Raw genomic sequence first — 17,918 nt, 5'->3', positions numbered from 1 at the left:
CGACAGTCTCGTACGGATTCCTGTCACTGCTGACGTCCCGCGCTCGGCTGTCTCCCGGGCCATATCGGGAGACCGACCCGTCGATGACCGACCGACCAGTTAGCCGTCCTCGTCGGGTGCCGAGTCCCCGTTGGACGTGGTCTCGCCCTCGAGATACTCCCCGCGAATCACGAGCACCGGATCGACCGTCCGTCGCGCCAGCCGTTTGGCCCGATCCCGGAAGATAACCCGACGGACCGACGGGCGGCTCTCGCCGGCGACCAGAAGGTCGTGGTCGGCTGACGCCTCGACGATCGCCGCCGTCGGCGAGTCGTCGACGACGACCGTGCTGTCGATCCGATCCGCATCGACGCCCGCGTCGACCAGTTCCGATCGGGCCGTCTCGAGCAGTTCCGTCCCCGCCGCTTGACTCGAGTCGTCCGGCGTGACGTGAAAGAGAGTGAGCTCGAGGTCCGTTCCGGTGAGAATCGTCGCGAGCAGTCGGGCGATGTACTCGACGTTGACGTCGCCCCGGAGTGCGACGAGCACCGTCTCGAGGACGGGTGCCGGGTTGAGCACCAGGACGGCGTCACAGGCGTCCTCGACGGCGACGCGTTCGAACGTTTCCAGCCGGTCATGGGTAAACGCCAGCCGCGACGTAACGTCACAGCCGGCGTCCTCGAAGACCGACCGTAGTTCCTCGAGTTCGGCCCGCGCGCGATCGCCGTACTGGTCGCGTGCCTGGTCCGGGGCGGTCTGGTCAGGTAGTTCGCGATAGCCAAGCAGGACGACCGGGATCGACGCGAACGCGTCGACGATCGTTTCAGGAACGACCTCCCCCTCGAGAACGTCGACCGGGATCAGCACGCGGTGATCACGAGGCGCTGACATGAGGTGTAGTCTGTCATCCTACCACGGTGAGCGGTATATACCCCCATCGAACGTCTCAGAGTGAGAACCGATAGCTAATTTTGGGTTGGTGCGGTATCGCGGCGCATGGTCGACAGTCCGTTTGATGTCGAGCTCGAGGTCGGGGAAGTGATCGACGCCGAACCGTTCCTCGAAGCCGAGAAGCCGAAGATGACGAAACTCTGGATCGATCTCGGCGATGAAGAGATCCAGTCAGCCGGACAACTGGACCACCACTACGACACCACAGAGCTCGTCGGTCGGCAGGTACTGTGTGCGACGAACCTCGGATCGGTGCGGATCGCGGGATTCAAATCCGAAGCGCTGACCGTCGGCGTCCCCAGCGAGGAGGGGTATCCCGTATTGGTCTCGCCGGACGACGACGTGCCGCTGGGCGGAACGTTGTACTGATTCCCACTCACGGCGTCTGTTGTCGCGGCTTAACGACCCAATAAGTATACTGAGAAGGCTCGAACGAACGACGTGGCGAGGCGGGCCGGATTCGGTCATCCCCCCACCCCCCCACCGAACCCGTCCGATCATCCGAGACATCGCCGAACCCTCGCCACCGATCGGAGCACGTCCCGACGTCTTCTGCTCCGATCAACCATCACCGCACGGGCCCGACTCGCGGTGTTCGGGTCCGGTGTCGGTTTCGACGCTGGTTTCAGACGCGAGTTTCGACCCGAAGAGGCCTCCCTGAGAACGCTGTCGTGATCGATCACGATCCAGCGTTGCCGCGACCACTTTCACCGCGGATCCCGCAGGGTTTTTGAGATGGAACGATACGCATCCAGTATGACCGAGGCGACGGGGATCGTCGGCGAGTTTTTCTCCCTCAAAGAGGGGACCGACGCCGATCTACTGGCGATGCAGTGTGGCGACTTCTACGAGTTCTTCGGCGAGGACGCCGAACGCGTCAGCGAGGAACTCGATCTCAAAGTCTCCCAGAAGTCCTCGCACGGCTCGTCGTATCCGATGGCCGGCGTCCCGATCGACGATCTGACGCCCTACCTCAAGGCCCTCGTCGAACGCGGCTACCGCGTCGCCGTCGCCGACCAGTACGAGACCGACTCCGGCCACGCTCGCGAGATCGTTCGCGTCGTGACCCCCGGCACCTTGCTCGAGACCAGCGACGCCGACGCCCAGTATCTCGCGGCGGTTGTCAGTGGGAGCGAAAACGCCTATGGCCTCGCCTTTGCGGACGTGACTACCGGCCGCTTTCTCGTCGCGGAAGCCGACGACGCCGACGACGCGTTGACAGAACTCTACCGGTTCGATCCGGTCGAGGTCCTGCCCGGACCCGACGTGCGAACCGACGACGACCTGCTGAACCGGGTCCGCGAACGCAGCGACGCGACGCTTACCCTCCACGAGACGGAGGCGTTCGCACCGAAACGGGCAGCCCACCAGGTGCGCGAACAGTTCGGCACGGAGACCGTCGACCGACTGGCCGTCGACGAGCCGGCCATCGCCGCTGCCGGGTCGATCCTCGCGTACGTCGCGGACACCGGCGCGGGCGTGCTGGCCTCGATGACCCGGATCCAGGCCCACCACGGCGACGACCACGTCACGCTGGACGCGACCACCCAGCGTAACCTCGAGTTGACCGAAACCATGCAGGGCGAGCGCGACGGCTCGCTGTTCGCGACGATCGACCACACCGAGACCAGCGCCGGCGGCCGACTGCTGAAGGAGTGGCTCCAGCGGCCCCGGCGGTCGCTCGCAACGCTCGAGGAGCGCCAGAAATCCGTCGCTGCGCTGTCGACGGCGGCGCTGGCTCGCGACGAGCTCCAGGACGCGCTCGGCGAGGCCTACGATCTGGCGCGACTCGCCTCGAAAGCGACCCACGGGAGCGCCGACGCGCGGGACCTGCTCGCGGTTCAGGAGACGCTGTCGGTGTTGCCCGCGCTGGCCGACATCGTCGCGTCGAAGCCGGAGCTTGCCGATTCGCCTCTTTCGGGGATCGTGGATCGACCGGACCGCGAAGCTGCTGCCGACCTCCGGGAGACCCTCGAGGCGGCCATCGCCGACGATCCGCCATCGACGGTCACCCAGGGCGAACTCCTCCAGCGAGGGTACGACGACGAACTCGACGAGGTCATCGAGCGCCACGAGGCGGTCAAGGAGTGGCTCGATACCCTCGCTGACCGCGAGAAAGCCCAGCATGGCCTCTCACACGTCACCGTCGACCGCAACAAGACCGACGGCTACTACATCCAGGTCGGCAAGTCCGCCGCCGACGGCGTCCCCGACCACTACGAAGAGATCAAGACGCTGAAGAACTCCAAACGGTTCACCACCGACGAACTCGAGGAGAAAGAACGTGAAATCCTCAGACTCGAGGAACGACGCGGCGACCTCGAGTACGAACTGTTCGAGGAGCTTCGTGAGTCGGTTGCCGCACACGCCGAACTGCTGCAAGATGTCGGCCGGGCGCTGGCGACCGTCGACGCGCTGGCGAGTCTGGCGACCCACGCCGCCGAGAACCGCTGGGTTCAGCCCGACTTACACCGGGGCGATCGCTTAGCGATCGACCAGGGTCGTCATCCGGTCGTCGAGCAGACGACAGAGTTCGTCCCCAACGACGTGCGGCTGGACGAGGATCGGGGCTTCCTCGTCGTGACGGGGCCCAACATGTCCGGGAAATCGACGTACATGCGCCAGGTCGCGTGTATCGTCCTGCTGGCCCAGATCGGCAGTTTCGTTCCCGCAAAGGACGCCGAGATCGGGCTGGTCGACGGCATCTTCACCCGCGTCGGTGCGCTTGACGAACTGGCACAGGGTCGCTCGACGTTTATGGTCGAAATGAGCGAACTCTCGAACATCCTTCACACCGCGACCGAGGAGTCACTGGTCATCCTCGATGAGGTCGGCCGCGGGACCGCGACCTACGACGGGATCTCGATCGCGTGGGCCGCAACGGAGTATCTGCACAACGAAGTCCAGGCCAAGACCCTCTTTGCGACCCACTACCACGAGCTGACCGGGCTCGCTGAGAACCTTCCCCGTGTCGCTAACGTCCACATTGCGGCCGACGAACGCGACGGCGACGTGACGTTCCTCCGGACAGTACGGGACGGCCCCACGGACCGCAGCTACGGGATTCACGTCGCCGACCTCGCAGGAGTGCCCGATCCCGTCGTCGACCGCGCCCGGGATGTCTTAGCGCGCCTGCGCGAAGAGAAAGCCATCGAGGCCAAAGGTGGCGGTTCGAGCGAACCCGTCCAGGCCGTCTTCGATCTCGGGAGCGGAACGATGCAGATGGAGGGACAGGAACAGACCCCGGCTCGGTCGGCGTCGACCGACGGCGGTCCGACAGCGGCTGACGAGCAGTCGCTCGACCCCGAGACCGAGGCCGTCCTCGAGGACCTCGAGTCGATCGACGTGAACACGACGCCGCCGATCGAACTCGTCTCGAAGGTTCAGGAGTTACAGGAGCGACTCGAGGAGTGATACTGCCGGACAGAACGATGTGAAGCCGGTCGCGAATTCGCGGCCGTCCCCAAATGACGGCCGCATACATGCGACCGGCTTCGTATTGACTTCTGTCCAGTACGTTCCGCCGACTCGGTGAGACGAGCCGTCAGCATCGCATTCGCTCGAGGCGGCCGATATCCGCCCAGGCGGCGTCCGTCAGCACAGTTCGCCCAGATCCCGCCACTCGGAGAGGTCGTGGAGGTCGATCTGGATCTCGAGGCCACAGCCCTCGCAGTGAAACGCGACCTTCCGATACCCCGGTTGGAACTCCGCGGATTCGCCGTGGTCGTCGCACTCGATTCGAATTCCGCGTTCCTCCCATCGGGTACTTCAACAGTGTAGTTGCTCATGGTTTTGAAACACTCCCTCCGATTCGGCGTCGGTATCGAACACCGGACGACCCTTAGCTCTTTCACCGGTTTGCGGTGCCGGATTCGACGTCGCAGGGGCCGGTCCTCGATCCCCGGCGGATGCCCCGAGCGGGCCGCCAGGCTCGGAAGATCGAACCGATCCGTCGGGACGTAAGACCTAACCAGACGCCGTCTGTATGGATATGCAGACCATCGGGCGTCGAAACCGATCGCCGTACCGACGCCGCATTATCATGAGCGACGAGAGCATCCCATCGCAGGACGAGACCGAGATCCACCAGCTAGACGAGGACACTGTCGCCCGGATCGCCGCCGGCGAGGTCGTCGAACGGCCCGCTAGCGCCGTCAAGGAACTGGTCGAGAACAGTTTGGACGCTGACGCCTCGAGCGTCGACGTCACCGTCGAGGACGGCGGCACTGAGTTGATCCGGGTCGCAGACGACGGCCACGGGATGACCGAGGCGGACCTCCGAGCGGCCGTCCGCGAGCACACGACCAGCAAGATCGACGGGCTCGAGGACCTCGAGTCGGGGGTCGCAACCCTCGGCTTTCGCGGCGAAGCGTTGCACACGATCGGCTCGGTGTCGCGGTTGACGATCCGTTCGCGCCCCCGCGACGCCGACGGCGCGGGGACGGAACTCGTCTACGAGGGCGGCGAGGTGACGAGCGTCGAGCCGACGGGCTGTCCCGCGGGGACGATCGTCGAGGTCGACGACCTCTTTTATAACACGCCCGCCCGCCGGAAGTTCCTCAAGACGACGGCGACGGAGTTCGCCCACGTCAACCGCGTCGTCACGCGCTATGCACTCGCGAACCCCGATGTCGCAGTCTCGTTGACCCACGACGGTCGCGAAGTGTTCGCGACGACCGGCCAGGGCGACCTGCAGGCCGCCGTGCTCTCGGTGTATGGCCGCGAGGTCGCCTCTGCGATGATCCCCGTCGAGGCCGACGGCGACGAACTCCCGCCGGGGCCACTCGAGTCCGTCTCGGGGCTCGTCTCCCATCCCGAAACGAATCGCTCGAGTCGGGACTACCTCGCGACGTACGTTAACGGCCGGGCCGTGACCGCCGACGCCGTCCGCGAGGGGATCATGGGCGCGTATGGGACACAGCTGGGTAGCGACCGGTATCCATTCGTCACGCTCTTCCTCGAAGCCCCCGGCGGCGCGGTCGACGTGAACGTCCACCCGCGCAAGCGAGAGGTGCGCTTCGACGACGACGATGCGGTCCGCCGGCAGGTCGACGCCGCCGTCGAGTCGGCGCTGCTCGAGCACGGCCTGCTGCGGTCGCGTGCGCCACGGGGCCGGTCGGCACCGGGCGAGGCACAGGTCGAGCCCGGCGGTGATCGTGGGTCCGGGACGGGGACGCCCGACTACGAGTCGACGACGCTCGAGCACAGCACTGGAGCTGCGACGCCGGCCAGAAACTCGGATAACAACGAACGCGACCCGGCACCCCCAGCGGCCGACGACGGGACGGACGACGCGCCCTCGCCCGCCGACCCGGAACCGGCGAGTACGGACACAGAGGCCTCCTCGAGTGAGGCCGATGCCAGCACCGAGCGCACGTCGCGGTCGACAGCGGATACAAGCGAGTCAGAACGGTCGTCGGCGACCACGACGGAGCCGAGCACGGATCGAGATCACCGAACGGACGCCGAGACGACAGCCGGTTCGACGGCGACGGCAGCCGATTCGAGCCCGTCCGCGGCTCGAGACGACGAGTCGCAGGCCGATCGCGACGCGACGGCCAACGCAGACCGCACGTTCAGGGCTGCCACCGAACAGCGGACGCTGACCGGTGAGGCCGCGACGGGCGAGGAGACCGCGTTCGAGTCGCTGCCGCCGTTGCGCGTACTGGGCCAGCTCCACGACACCTATCTGGTCTGTGAGACGCCCGACGGACTGGTCTTGATCGACCAGCACGCTGCCGACGAGCGGGTCAACTACGAGCGCCTGCAGGACGCGTTCGCCGACGATCCGACCGCACAGGCACTCGCCGAGCCCGTCGAACTCGAGTTGACCGCCGCAGAGGCGGAAGCCTTCACCCACTACCGAGAGGCGCTCTCGCGACTGGGGTTTTATGCCGATCGTGTCGACGACCGGACGGTCGCCGTGACGACCGTCCCTGCGGTCCTCGAGAAGACGCTCGATCCCGATCGGCTTCGGGACGTGCTCACCTCCTTCGTCGAAGGTGACCGCGAGGCGGGCGCGGAGACGGTCGACGCGCTGGCCGACGCGTTCCTCGGCGATCTGGCCTGTTATCCCTCGATCACGGGGAACACGTCGCTGACCGAGGGATCGGTGATCGATCTGCTCGAGGCGTTGGACGGTTGCGAGAACCCCTACGCCTGTCCGCACGGACGGCCGGTGATCGTTCGATTCGACGAAACGGAGATCGAAGAGCGGTTCGAGCGGGATTATCCCGGTCACGGCGAGTAGGGTGGGCCGACCGGACGACGGGTCGGGACGTCATGTCTCACTCTTCGCCGAGCTTCTTGGCGCTCGTATCTCGGATGTCCCGAACTGTCGGACGTTCGTGCCGGTAGAGCCAGATCGCACAGCCGAAGGCGACTGCCCCGGCAGCGGTGGCGATGGCGAATGCGATCCGATAGCCAAGCGGCGTGTAGACGCGGACGCCACTGACGAGGTCGCCGGTCCAGTAGGTATCGAGTGCCCAGCCCATCACCGTCGGCAGGACCGCAGCCCCGACGAACGCGCCGAAGTTGATCGTCCCGGTCGAGATCCCGCTCGCATTACTCGGGTAGCGCTCCTTGACGACAGCGTAGCTGAGCAGGAACGCGCCCTGCAGGAAGCCAGTCAGGAAAAAGACCACGCCCACGACGGCCAGCGGCGGCCGCCCGACGGCCGCGATCAGGGCGAGACAGGCCGTGAAACAGCCGCCGCCGACCGCGATCAACCCCATCCGGCGCTCGAGACGGTCCGAGAGCCACCCGATCGCCGGGGATCCGATCATGATGCCGACGCTCCCGAGCAGGGTGATCGTCGACGCCGTGGTGACGGAGACGTCGTACACCTGCACCACGTAGGGAACTCCCCAGAGCCCGAACAGGGTGAGATTCACGCCAGTCATACAGAAGAGCATAATCGAGACGACCCAGACCAGCGGGTCCCGGACGACGGCCGCGAGCGACGAGCGAAGCTGCGCACCGGTAAGGGGCTTGGGTTCGGGAACGCCCTCGAGCGGTTCGAATCCTGCCCGGGCGGGCGTGTCTCGGACGAGTGCAAACACAGCCACGGCGGCGACGAAGCCGGCCACACCCAGCGACCCGATCGAGACGCGCCAGCCGACGGCACCGACGGCGATCGCCAGCGGGGTCGTCGCGAGGACGCCGCCGAACCCGGAGAGCGTGAACGTCAGGCCGCTCATCGTCGCGAACTCGTCGGCCCGAAACCAGGTTGCACAGAACCGGAGGATACAGACGAAGATGACGCTGCCGCCGAGGCCGACGAGCCCGCGACCGAGCAATGCCACGAGATACGAGTTCGCCGCGGCGAACCCGATCGTGCCGACGCTCATCACCACTGCGCCGATCGTCGCCGTGCGTCGCGGACCGACGCGGTCGGCCAGCAGGCCGGTTGGTATCTGCATCGCAGCGTACACCCAGAAAAAGACGGCGTGAAGCGTCCCCAACTGCGCGCCCGTCGTTCCGAACGCGGCCATGAGATCCTCCGCGAGCACCGCAGTCGAGAGCCGACTCGCGTTAAGGAGTAGAAAGGCGGTGCCCATCGTCGCCCAGAGAATCCACCGTCGTCGAAGCGGATCGCGCCAGAGTCGCATGTCCCCATCCTGCATTCCGAAGTGCCGAAAAGATTCACCAACCGGAACCCATCGACGTGGAAAGCGGCGTCCGCGGTTTCCCGATCTGTCGGCTGTCGACAGGCGAGGAACCGGAGACGGCCGGCGCCGGTGACAGAGCCATCTTATCAGATAGGTTTTATACTGTATATAATATTCCTTGGATATTCAGCTACTCGTTTGGGAAGACGTGGCCGACATATCCATCAGGTGAATTGCATTAGACCCGTACTGCAAAATCGAGATCGATATCGTCGATCTTTCGTGCGAATTTCGAGAGTGATAATCACTAGCGCAGCATCGATGTTTCGCATCATATATTATAACCCGACATATGCGGTAGTGCCATATGGAATCAAATAGCGCGGTATACTACGAGAGTTTGTCACCATTTTTGTCCAAACATCATGCTTTATAACCTGGGATTCGCTATGGTGTTTTGATGCCTGCAAATACTAATACCGGCAACCCGGGTCCCCTTGGCCTGGCAGCGTTCAGCCTGACGACGATCGTGCTGAGCCTCGTCAATGCCGGACTCTTTGGTCTCGAACTCGAAATGGCGCTTATTCCGATGGCCCTCGGCTTCGGCGGTTTCGTCCAGTTGCTCGTTGGGATGCTGGAGTACAACGAAGGCAACACCTTCGGACTGACCGCCTTCACCAGCTACGGCGCGTTCTGGATCTGGTTTGGCCTCCTCATCACGATGACGCACAACGGACTGCTCCCGTCTGTTGGCGCAGAGGCGATCGGTGTGATCCTCCTCGTCTGGGGCCTCTTCACCGTGGGCATGTGGATCAGCACGTTCAAGCTCAACTGGGCGCTCTGGAGCGTCTTCCTCGTGCTCTCGATCACGTTCTTCCTGCTCGCCTTCGGCGACATCCTCGGGATCGCGTCGCTGGTCACGCTCGGTGGCTACCTCGGACTGGTCACCGGCGCAGGTGCACTCTACATCAGTATCGCGGAAGTGACGAACTGGAGCTTCGACGCCGAAGTCCTCCCGCTGGGCGGCCAGCCGCTCAAATCGAAGCCGGCCACCCACGACACGATGAACGTCGCCGACGACTGATCGGCACCTACACAGGGAACCGATTGTCACGTCCAGCGCGCCCTTCCCCGTGAAACCGACCGCGCTGGTGCCGTTTCTTCTTCACCGTCGACGAACCCTCGATAGTGCCACTGAACGTCACTGCACACCCGATCGCACGACTGCTGTGCGATCGGTACGTAAATCGTTTCAGTTGTCACTGTAGCGCAAGCGAGCGATCACTGATCGGCGTCCAACAGTATAGGATTCTCGAGCCCGTAGCCCTACCCATGACGACCCCTCGCGTCCTCGATGGCTCGAGCGCCGGCGGCCAGTTCCTCCGGACCGCGCTCGCGCTGTCGGTCCTCGAGAACGAGCCGGTTCGCCTCGAGAACGTCCGCGGCGACCGGCCAGACCCGGGCCTGGCACACCAGCATCTGGCGGCCCTCGAGACGATCACCCACGTGTGCGACGCCGATGTGTCGGGTGACGAACTCGGTGCGGAAACGATCGAGTTCGAGCCGGGACTCGAGACGGATAGTGATCGGACGGGACGCGGACGACTCGGAGGCGGCGAATACGAAATCAACATCGGGACCGCGGGCAGCGTGACGCTGCTGTTCGAGACGCTCCTGCCGCTGGCGACGGCCCTCGAGTCGCCGCTGTCGGTGACGGTCACCGGCGGGACGGACGTGGCGTGGTCACCACCGCTGGATTACCTTCGGTACGTGAAACTGCCCCTGCTCCGGCGGTTCGGCCTCGCGGCCGCCTGCGAGATCGACCGCCGGGGGTTCTACCCCGCTGGCGGCGGCCGGGCGACGCTGCAGCTCGCGCCCTCGGACCTCGAGCGGGTCGACCTCGTCGACCGCGGCCCGATCGAGGGACTGCGGGTCTATTCGACCGAATCGGCGTCGCTGGCCGAGCGCGACGTGGCCCACCGGCAAGCAGAGGGCGCACTCGAGCGGCTGGGTCGCGATGCCGAACCCGACCTCGAAGAGCGCTGCGAGACGACCGCCGAAAGCGCCTGTCCCGGCTCTGCGCTGGTGGTGCGACTCGATCACGGGACCGGCGTCGCTGGCTTCTCCGCGCTCGGCGAGCGCGGCACGCCGGCCGAACGCGTCGGCGAGGATACTGCCGACGCCGCGACCCGCTTTCTCGAGGGGAGTGCCCCCGTCGACCGCCACATGGCCGACCAGTTGCTGGTCGTCCTCGCGGTCGCCGGCGGGCGCGTTCGAATCCCGGCCGTGACCGACCACGTCGAGACGGGCTGTACACTGCTCGAGGAGTTCGGGATCGACGTCGACCGCGAGCGCGACGGCGAAACGACGGTCGTGTCGGTCCCGTCACCGCTGACCGGGAAGCGATAGCTCGAGGGCCACCGCAACCGCAACACGGCGAAACCGAGCGCCAGCGGACGACCCAGTGGTTCATTCGCCGAACGACCGCCATAACTTATATCGCTGCCATCCGTTGACAGAATTATGACCGGAGGACACACCGTCGTTTGCGGCCGCGCGAGCCGGGTGGTCGATTCGTGAGCGACATCGTCACCTTTGGCGAGACGATGCTCCGGCTATCGCCGCCGGACTCCGAGCGCCTCGAGAACGCCGATGAACTCGAGGTCCGTGCCGGCGGTGCAGAGAGCAACGTGGCCATCGCGGCGAGTCGACTGGGCGCGTCGGCGACCTGGCTGTCGAAGGTTCCCGAGACGCCGCTCGGTCGGCGCGTCGTCGGCGAACTTCGAGGCCACGGGATCGAGACGGACGTCGTCTGGAGCCACCGCGGTCGCCAGGGGACCTACTACCTCGAGCACGCGGGCGAGCCCCGCGGGACGAACGTGATCTACGACCGGGAGAACACCGCCATCTCGACTGCGGAAGCCCGCGAGTTCGACATCGACCGGATCCAGGACGCACAGGTGTTCTTTACGACCGGGATCACACCCGCGCTCTCGACGACGCTACGGGACACGACGCTGAACCTGCTCAAGGCAGCCCGCAAGGGCGGCACGTCGACCGCCTTCGATTTCAACTACCGGAACAAGCTCTGGTCACCCGACGAGGCCAGAGAGACGCTCACGAAACTGTTTCCGGGCATCGACATCCTCGTGATCGCCGCCCGCGACGCCCGGACCGTCCTCGGCTTCGAGGGCGACCCGCGCCAGCTCGCCCACAAACTCGGCTCCCAGTACGACTTCACCACCGTCGTCGTCACCCGCGGCGAGGAGGGCGCGGTCGGCTGGCACGACAGCGTCGTCCACGACCACGCGGCCTACGAGACCGACACTGTCGATCCGATCGGCACCGGCGACGCCTTTACCGGCGCATTCATCGCCCGGCGACTCGACGGCGACGACGTGCCGACCGCCCTCGAGTACGCCGCAGCGACGGCCTCGCTCAAGCGGACGATTCCCGGCGATGCAGCCCTCGTCACCGCCGACGAGGTCGAGGCCGTCGTCAAAGACAGCAGCGAGGGTATTTCTCGGTAGCGGATCGCGATTACCCCGACGATTGGACGGATTTGTCAAAACGGGTTTTATCGACGCGTTGAAAGTCACGGTGTACAATGAATCGCGGAACCGCACTGTTGGTTGCACTGCTCGTGACCACGGGCACCGTGGCAATGGCCGCGGCTGGTGCAGCCGCGACGACGACCGTAGACGGAACGACGACTATCGACGCCGATGCCGGGGTCGAATCCGGTACCGACCTCGAGGGTACGTCCGACGGCAGTACCGAACTCACGACCAGCACCGACACCGAGACCAGCGCTGACGGTAATGCCTACGGCGGTGCGAACGTCGCGTTCGAGCTGCAAGGCGACGCCATTACTGACTACCGCGTCGACGGCGAACAGACGTTTACTACCGTTGCCGTCCAGTCCCAGAGCGAGACCGAGTCGAGTTCCAGTAGCAGTCTCGACGGGGCCGTCAGTCTCGAGGCGGCGACGAACCTGAGCGGGGCGAACCTGTCGCTGACGAGCGAGACGCGGGCCAGCACCGAGATCGAAGCCGAGAGCGGTGCGACCCTGTCGGCTCACGACACCCCACGTGGCACGCTGGTCGTCGAGAGCGGCGGCGAGGCCCAGTACGTCGAGGCCGAACTCGAAGCCGGCGCCGAAGCCCGTGAGGACGGCGATCGGGTCCGCGTCGAAACGGACGGTCGCGAGGGCGTCTTCCTCGTCGTCGGCGACGGCGAGGTCGGTGTCACCGACGGCAACGTCACCGCCGACCTCGGCGAGAACGCGACGCTCGCGTTCCGCTCGTACGCCGAGGGCGAGCGCGACGAGCGCGCCCAGTACGAGGAGTCGCTGATCGCCGAGGGCAACGCCGCCGTCGAGGTGACCGCGACCGAGCGCGACGGTGAAATCGTGTCCGACGCCGCCTCTTACGGCCAAGAGACTTCGGCGACCGCGAGCCAGACCGCCACGAATCAGGTCAACGTGACCATCGACCGGGCTGTCCACGAGGGGACGGTCGTGATGACTACCGTCTCCGAGGAGGCCGTCGGCAGCCTCGAGAACCTCTCGGTGCGTGTCGACGGCGAAGCCGCGGCGGAAGCGTCCTCGAAGAGCGACCTCGAGGGCGCGATCGGCAGCGACGAGTCCCGATACATGGTCGTCCAGGACGCAGGGGCCGAGGGACAGGCGACGGTCTACGTCGCGGTCAATCACTTCTCCGAGCGAACGATGACGATCGCCGGCGACGGTACTGACGGAAGCGACGGCTCCGAAACGAGCAACGACGGCACTACCGAAGACGACACGGACGACGGAACCGGCGACAGTATGCCTGGCTTCGGTGCTGGCGCTGCACTGATCGCGCTGCTGATCGGTGTCGTCACTCGGTCTCTCCAGTAACGGGGCGGGCTCATTTCCGGTCGCTGTTTTGCTGATCGTTGGCTGGTGGCAAAAATGTGAACGTGGCTGGTCGCGGCCCGTCACAGCGGCGAATGCCTCGCCCGCCACGACGGTAAGGGATCGATAGCAGTCGCCTGCCGCTTTTTAATGGCTGCCGTGATAGCCACCCTCGTGACTCGAGCCGTCCGTCAGGCGACGGTCGACGACATCTGGGCTATCCACGAGATCGCACGCGAGAGCTGGCACGCCGCCTACGACGACGTACTCGGCCCCGACACGGTCGACGACGTCGTCGACGACTGGTACACGATCGGCGACCTCGAATCCGCGATTTCCGACGCCAATAGCCGCAACGACGCCGTGTTCCTCGTCACTGAGGCGTCCGAGGCCGCATCGGCCGGCGAGACCGACCGCCGGTCGGATCCCGAGCTCGACGGCTTCGCACACGTCGTGCCGTGGCCCGAAGACACGGCAGTGGCGTTTCTCGCGCGCCTGTACGTCCGACCCGCCGCCTGGAACGAAGGGGTCGGCACGGCGTTGCTCGAGACCCTCGAGACGAGTTGCTCGACCGGTTTCGATCGCGTTCGGCTGGCCGTCCTCGCCGACAACGATATCGGTATCTCGTTTTACGAATCGCGGGGCTTCGATCGCGTCGAAACGCGGCCGTCCGGGCTAGCGGCGGGGCTCGAGGAACACGTCTACGAGAAAGAATTATGAACGAGAAACACGAGACGCGCGTCGTTACGGCGTTTTGTCCGCTTCGTCCTCGCGGCTGCGCCGCTCGGTCTTTCGAGGCCTCGCCTACAACGTGCGCTCGGCTTCGCTCTCGTCGACGACCTCGATGCCGCGGTTGTTGACCGCCATCGGGTCGAGACCGACCTCCTGAAGGAAGGTCTTGTACTCGCGTTCGCACTGTTCGGCGTCTTTCTGCTTGTCGCTGGCCCGATCGCAGAGTTCCACGAGGTTCTCGGGGACGTCGTTCTTGTAGACGATCCAGTGGTTGATCAGGTCCGACAGCCGGCGGATCGGGCTCGTGAAGTGCCCGTAGATCTCGAAGTTCAGCGCATGGTGACCGCCGAACGGATCGTTCATGTAGCGGGCCCGGGGCATCACCTTCATCACGGCCCACTGGATCTTGTCGAGTTGGCGGTCGGGGGCCTCCTCGAGCGTGGCGTTGACGGCTTTCCGCGGGTCGTCCCAGGTGCTGCCGGGGATCGAGACGCCATCTAAATCCTGGATCTCCTGGAGGGCTTCGGACCACTCGTCGGGGCTTGGCTGTGGGTGGACCCGGTACATGGCCGAGACACCGCGGTTCCACATCAGTTCGTGCGTGACGGCCTTGTTGGCCTTCAGCATGCACTCCTCGATGATGGTGTGAGCGCGGTCGCGGCTCGGATTGAGGACAAGCGAGCCGTCTTCCTTGCGCTGTTCGTGCATCCGCTCGGCGAGGTCGTAGACCAGTTTGTTCTCTTCGTGGAGGGGTGCGTCGGGGTCGTCGAGGCGCTTCTCGGCTTGCGCGTACGTAAGTCGCTCGTCGGACTCGATGACGGACTTGTAGATGTCGATGGTCTCGTAGGTCAGGTTCTCCTTGTCGAGATGCATCTCGACGGTGTGGGCGAGGCGCTCCTCGTTGGGCACGAGCGAGCAGACCGTCTCGGCAAGCACCGGTGGCAGCATGTGGACCGTGTAGCCGGGCAGATAGACCGTATTACTGCGCTCGACGGCCTCGTCCCACATCGCCGTCTCGGGGGTGACGTAGTGGGTCACGTCGGCGATGTGCACCCAGAGGACGTACTCGTCGTCGCGTTCCTCGATCGAAAGTGCGTCGTCGAAGTCCTGGGCGTCGATTGGGTCGGTCGTCCACGTCGTCAGGTCCCGCAGATCTTTCCGATCGTCGATCTCGTCGGTGATTTCCTGTGTTACGCCCTCTGTCCGGGCTTCAGCTTCCTCGAGAACTTCCGGCGGGAACTCGTAGGGGATCTCGAACTTCTCGAACAACTCCTCGCGCTTGTTCTCGAGATGGCGCGCGAGGTCTTCCGAGACCTCCACGGGGCCCTGGCCTTCGACCGTGCCGGCCTCGGCCTGTGCGTCGTCACTCATGGCAATGGCTACGGACGTGAGGGTGAAAGTCGTGTCGGGACGCGGGCCGGACGTCCGCCCTCACACGATGGCGGCCGCAACGCTATCGCTCACGTTCTTCGAGCGTGCCGTATCGCTCCTCGACAGCTGCGAGATAGCGCGCGAGAAACGCCTCCTGGCTCTGCGTGTCGGCGTCGAGGTCGACCAACAGCGCCTCGAGTTCGTTCCGTGGGTGGTGACACAGCTCGCGGTGACAGGCCTTACAGAGGTATTCGAAGGTCTTGTCGTCGCGGTCCCAGCGATCGCCGTGCTTGTCGTACTCGCGGGCTTCGTCGCGCGACCGCTCGGCGCCACAGGCAACGCACGTGACCGTCTCCACCCGGTTCCGAGAGGGCCACATACGCAGGGCTAACGGCCTGAGAGTACTTAGCGATTGGCACACCTCACGGGCATCGTGACGGTCTGACACTCGAGGGCCACCGCGCGGTCGCAGACTCACGAGGGAGCGTTCCATCGGTGCCGGCGGGAATGGTCGTCCCGCCGCCGACACATGACGCCGAATCTTATCTATTAAATGCGTACGGGCGGTAGCACGGGTATGCAGGTCAAATCACGACACCACCTCCGCAGCGACGCCGTCTCCGAACTCGAGACCGCACTCGAGGAGCACCTCGGCGTCTCGCCCGAGGGCGACACTTACGAACTCGTCGAGTTCGAGGACACCGACTGGGAGGTCGTCCTCATCGACGGCGAGCCGCGAGTCGCGTACTTCGACGAGGAGCCGTTCCCGACGGTCCGCGGGGCAAACGCCTACGAACCCGACAAGCGGCTGGTCACTGTCGACGCGGGGGCCGTCTCGTTCGTCAGCGACGGTGCGGACGTGATGCGGCCCGGGATCACGGACGCAACGGAGGACATCTCGGCGGGCGATCTGGTCGTCATCGCCGAGGAATCCCACGGGAAGGTGCTCGCGGTCGGTCGTGCCCGCGTCGACGCGGCGGACATGGTCGGCGACGAGGGAAAAGTCGTCGACTCACTGCACCACGTCGGCGACGAACTCTACGAGTTTACCGGATAGTCGAACGAACACCGCTATCGGCCGGTGACCGTCAGCACAGTTTCCCTCGAGAGTGTCCACATCGTTCTTGGACATCGCCACCACAGATCTATTGGCTCTATTTCAATATATCTGGCCCTCGAGCCCAATTAGATTCACTAATACTAGGTCCTAGAAGACGTATGTCCACTGTGCTTAAGTATTGGTTCGTGGTAGCACGCATCAGTGATGATCGAACCGACAGTCGATTCCGTTACCCTCAGTCCGTCCCCGACGATCGCTCCCGACACACCCGTCTCCGAAGCGGCCCAGTCCCTTCGCCGGACCGACGTGGCCGCGCTGCCCGTCGTCGCCGACGAGTCGATCGTGGGCATCGTCACCGAATCCGATATCGTCGCCCTGGTCGCGGAAACGGACGAGCGACCGGTCGTGCGGACGATCATGTCGTCGCCGGTGACCACGATCTCGCCGACCGCGACCCTGGCCGAGGCCGCCGAAACGATGCGGACGGTCGGCGTCAAGCACCTCCCCGTCGTCGCCGACGGCAGCTACCGCGGGTTGCTTTCCGCCCGGACGTTGGCGCCGTATCTTCCGCGACATCGTCTCGAGATCGAGTGGCATGACGACCCGCTGTGTCTCGACTCGAGCGATGGACACAGCCTCACTGCGGGCGATTGATACGGTCTGCTGTGACGCTGTCCCGGTGCATCCGCAGGACGGTCGCGGGTACACCAGCACTGACTGACAGGGGTTCGTATGCGCGTCGGCGAGCATCCAGGACCCGCCACCGATTCGCTCACGACGGCTGAACGGTCACGTCTGACGTAAGAACTATGGACACAGCGACGGACTCTCTCGCCTATGGGATTGATGAGTAAAATTCTCGGCGGGAACCAGTCCCGAACCGTTGAGGACTACGCCGAACTAAATCTCGAGGACGTTGCCGCGGAATCGGCCGAGGCGACGATGCAGGTCCATATCGCGGAGGTCAGCGGACAGGCCGACGCGATCGATATCAAAGACGCCGTCTACGACGGCGACATCGTCATCGCGGACATCACGCGTCTGCGGACCGAAGACAGCACGGTCGAACACATCGTCGACGAACTCCGACAGGTCGCCCAGGAGGTCGACGGTGACATCGTCCGAAAGGGCGACGACCAGATGATTATCACGCCGACCGGCGTTCGGATCAGCCGCGAGAAACTCTAGAGTCTGTCCGTCGCGGCTCGCGGCCGACGTGTCATCGCATCCGTCCGGTGGCTCGAGTCGCGACTCGACCGAGGTATTTTCACACGCCGGGAATTCCAGCGCCGGTTATGCCCCGCGTTGACGTACTGTG

At 65.0% G+C, this 17,918-nt stretch carries 15 protein-coding genes; 11 read left to right on the top strand and 4 right to left on the bottom strand.

Annotated features, from left to right (window positions below):
• Positions 1-99: 99 nt before the first annotated feature.
• On the bottom strand, positions 100-870 hold the full coding sequence (locus ACFR99_RS07255) for a universal stress protein (RefSeq protein ID WP_390285816.1): 771 nt from the start codon (positions 868-870) through the stop codon (positions 100-102).
• Between the two features lie 105 nt (positions 871-975).
• Between ACFR99_RS07255 and ACFR99_RS07250 the strand changes: the two genes are divergently transcribed.
• The 3 genes from ACFR99_RS07250 (at position 976) to mutL (ending at position 7,180) form a co-directional block, all read left to right on the top strand.
• Entirely contained in the window at positions 976-1,299 is a 324-nt protein-coding gene (locus tag ACFR99_RS07250) for a tRNA-binding protein (protein WP_390285814.1), read from the top strand.
• Positions 1,300-1,686: 387 nt separating this feature from the next.
• Positions 1,687-4,344, top strand: coding sequence for a DNA mismatch repair protein MutS (gene mutS / locus ACFR99_RS07245; protein ID WP_390285812.1), 2,658 nt, complete (start codon positions 1,687-1,689; stop codon positions 4,342-4,344).
• A 628-nt stretch (positions 4,345-4,972) separates the two neighbouring features.
• Positions 4,973-7,180, top strand: coding sequence for a DNA mismatch repair endonuclease MutL (mutL, locus tag ACFR99_RS07240; RefSeq protein ID WP_390285810.1), 2,208 nt, complete (start codon positions 4,973-4,975; stop codon positions 7,178-7,180).
• Between the two features lie 37 nt (positions 7,181-7,217).
• Here the strand turns inward: mutL and ACFR99_RS07235 are convergent, their stop codons facing one another.
• On the bottom strand, positions 7,218-8,540 hold the full coding sequence (locus ACFR99_RS07235; RefSeq protein ID WP_390285808.1) for an MFS transporter: 1,323 nt from the start codon (positions 8,538-8,540) through the stop codon (positions 7,218-7,220).
• Between the two features lie 460 nt (positions 8,541-9,000).
• Here ACFR99_RS07235 and ACFR99_RS07230 point away from each other — a divergent pair, with 460 nt between their 5' ends.
• The 5 genes from ACFR99_RS07230 (at position 9,001) to ACFR99_RS07210 (ending at position 14,157) form a co-directional block, all read left to right on the top strand.
• Positions 9,001-9,624 (top strand): acetate uptake transporter, encoded by a 624-nt coding sequence (locus ACFR99_RS07230; protein WP_390285806.1) that lies wholly within the window; start codon positions 9,001-9,003, stop codon positions 9,622-9,624.
• A 248-nt stretch (positions 9,625-9,872) separates the two neighbouring features.
• Positions 9,873-10,949 carry an RNA 3'-terminal phosphate cyclase gene (gene rtcA, locus ACFR99_RS07225; protein WP_390285804.1) on the top strand — a complete coding sequence of 359 codons (1,077 nt, stop codon included), beginning with the start codon at positions 9,873-9,875 and terminating at the stop codon, positions 10,947-10,949.
• Positions 10,950-11,116: 167 nt separating this feature from the next.
• Positions 11,117-12,070, top strand: coding sequence for a bifunctional 2-dehydro-3-deoxygluconokinase/2-dehydro-3-deoxygalactonokinase (kdgK1, locus tag ACFR99_RS07220; protein WP_390285802.1), 954 nt, complete (start codon positions 11,117-11,119; stop codon positions 12,068-12,070).
• 77 nt (positions 12,071-12,147) lie between these two features.
• Entirely contained in the window at positions 12,148-13,440 is a 1,293-nt protein-coding gene (locus ACFR99_RS07215; protein WP_390285800.1) for a PGF-CTERM sorting domain-containing protein, read from the top strand.
• A gap of 171 nt (positions 13,441-13,611) precedes the next feature.
• A complete protein-coding gene (locus tag ACFR99_RS07210) occupies positions 13,612-14,157 on the top strand; it encodes a GNAT family N-acetyltransferase (protein ID WP_390285798.1) in 546 nt (181 codons plus the stop codon).
• Positions 14,158-14,241: 84 nt separating this feature from the next.
• On the opposite strand, the gene ACFR99_RS07205 is transcribed toward ACFR99_RS07210, so the two are convergent.
• Both ACFR99_RS07205 and ACFR99_RS07200 read right to left on the bottom strand, forming a co-directional pair.
• Entirely contained in the window at positions 14,242-15,540 is a 1,299-nt protein-coding gene (locus ACFR99_RS07205) for an RNB domain-containing ribonuclease (protein WP_390285796.1), read from the bottom strand.
• Positions 15,541-15,622: 82 nt separating this feature from the next.
• Positions 15,623-15,919, bottom strand: a complete 297-nt coding sequence (locus ACFR99_RS07200; protein WP_390285794.1) for a DUF7562 family protein — start codon at positions 15,917-15,919, stop codon at positions 15,623-15,625.
• 198 nt (positions 15,920-16,117) lie between these two features.
• Here ACFR99_RS07200 and ACFR99_RS07195 point away from each other — a divergent pair, with 198 nt between their 5' ends.
• From ACFR99_RS07195 to ACFR99_RS07185, 3 genes are all read left to right on the top strand, one after another.
• Positions 16,118-16,597, top strand: a complete 480-nt coding sequence (locus ACFR99_RS07195; protein ID WP_390285792.1) for an RNA-binding protein — start codon at positions 16,118-16,120, stop codon at positions 16,595-16,597.
• Between the two features lie 207 nt (positions 16,598-16,804).
• Positions 16,805-17,254, top strand: a complete 450-nt coding sequence (locus tag ACFR99_RS07190) for a CBS domain-containing protein (RefSeq protein ID WP_390285790.1) — start codon at positions 16,805-16,807, stop codon at positions 17,252-17,254.
• Between the two features lie 183 nt (positions 17,255-17,437).
• Entirely contained in the window at positions 17,438-17,788 is a 351-nt protein-coding gene (locus ACFR99_RS07185) for a cell division protein SepF (RefSeq protein ID WP_390285788.1), read from the top strand.
• The last annotated feature ends 130 nt before the right edge of the window (positions 17,789-17,918 follow it).

It is taken from the genome of Haloarchaeobius amylolyticus, assembly GCF_042678045.1.
Taxonomy (GTDB): domain Archaea; phylum Halobacteriota; class Halobacteria; order Halobacteriales; family Natrialbaceae; genus Natrinema; species Natrinema amylolyticus_A.
Note: the sequence above shows the minus strand (reverse complement) of the source record. Positions and strands in the feature narration are given on the sequence as shown.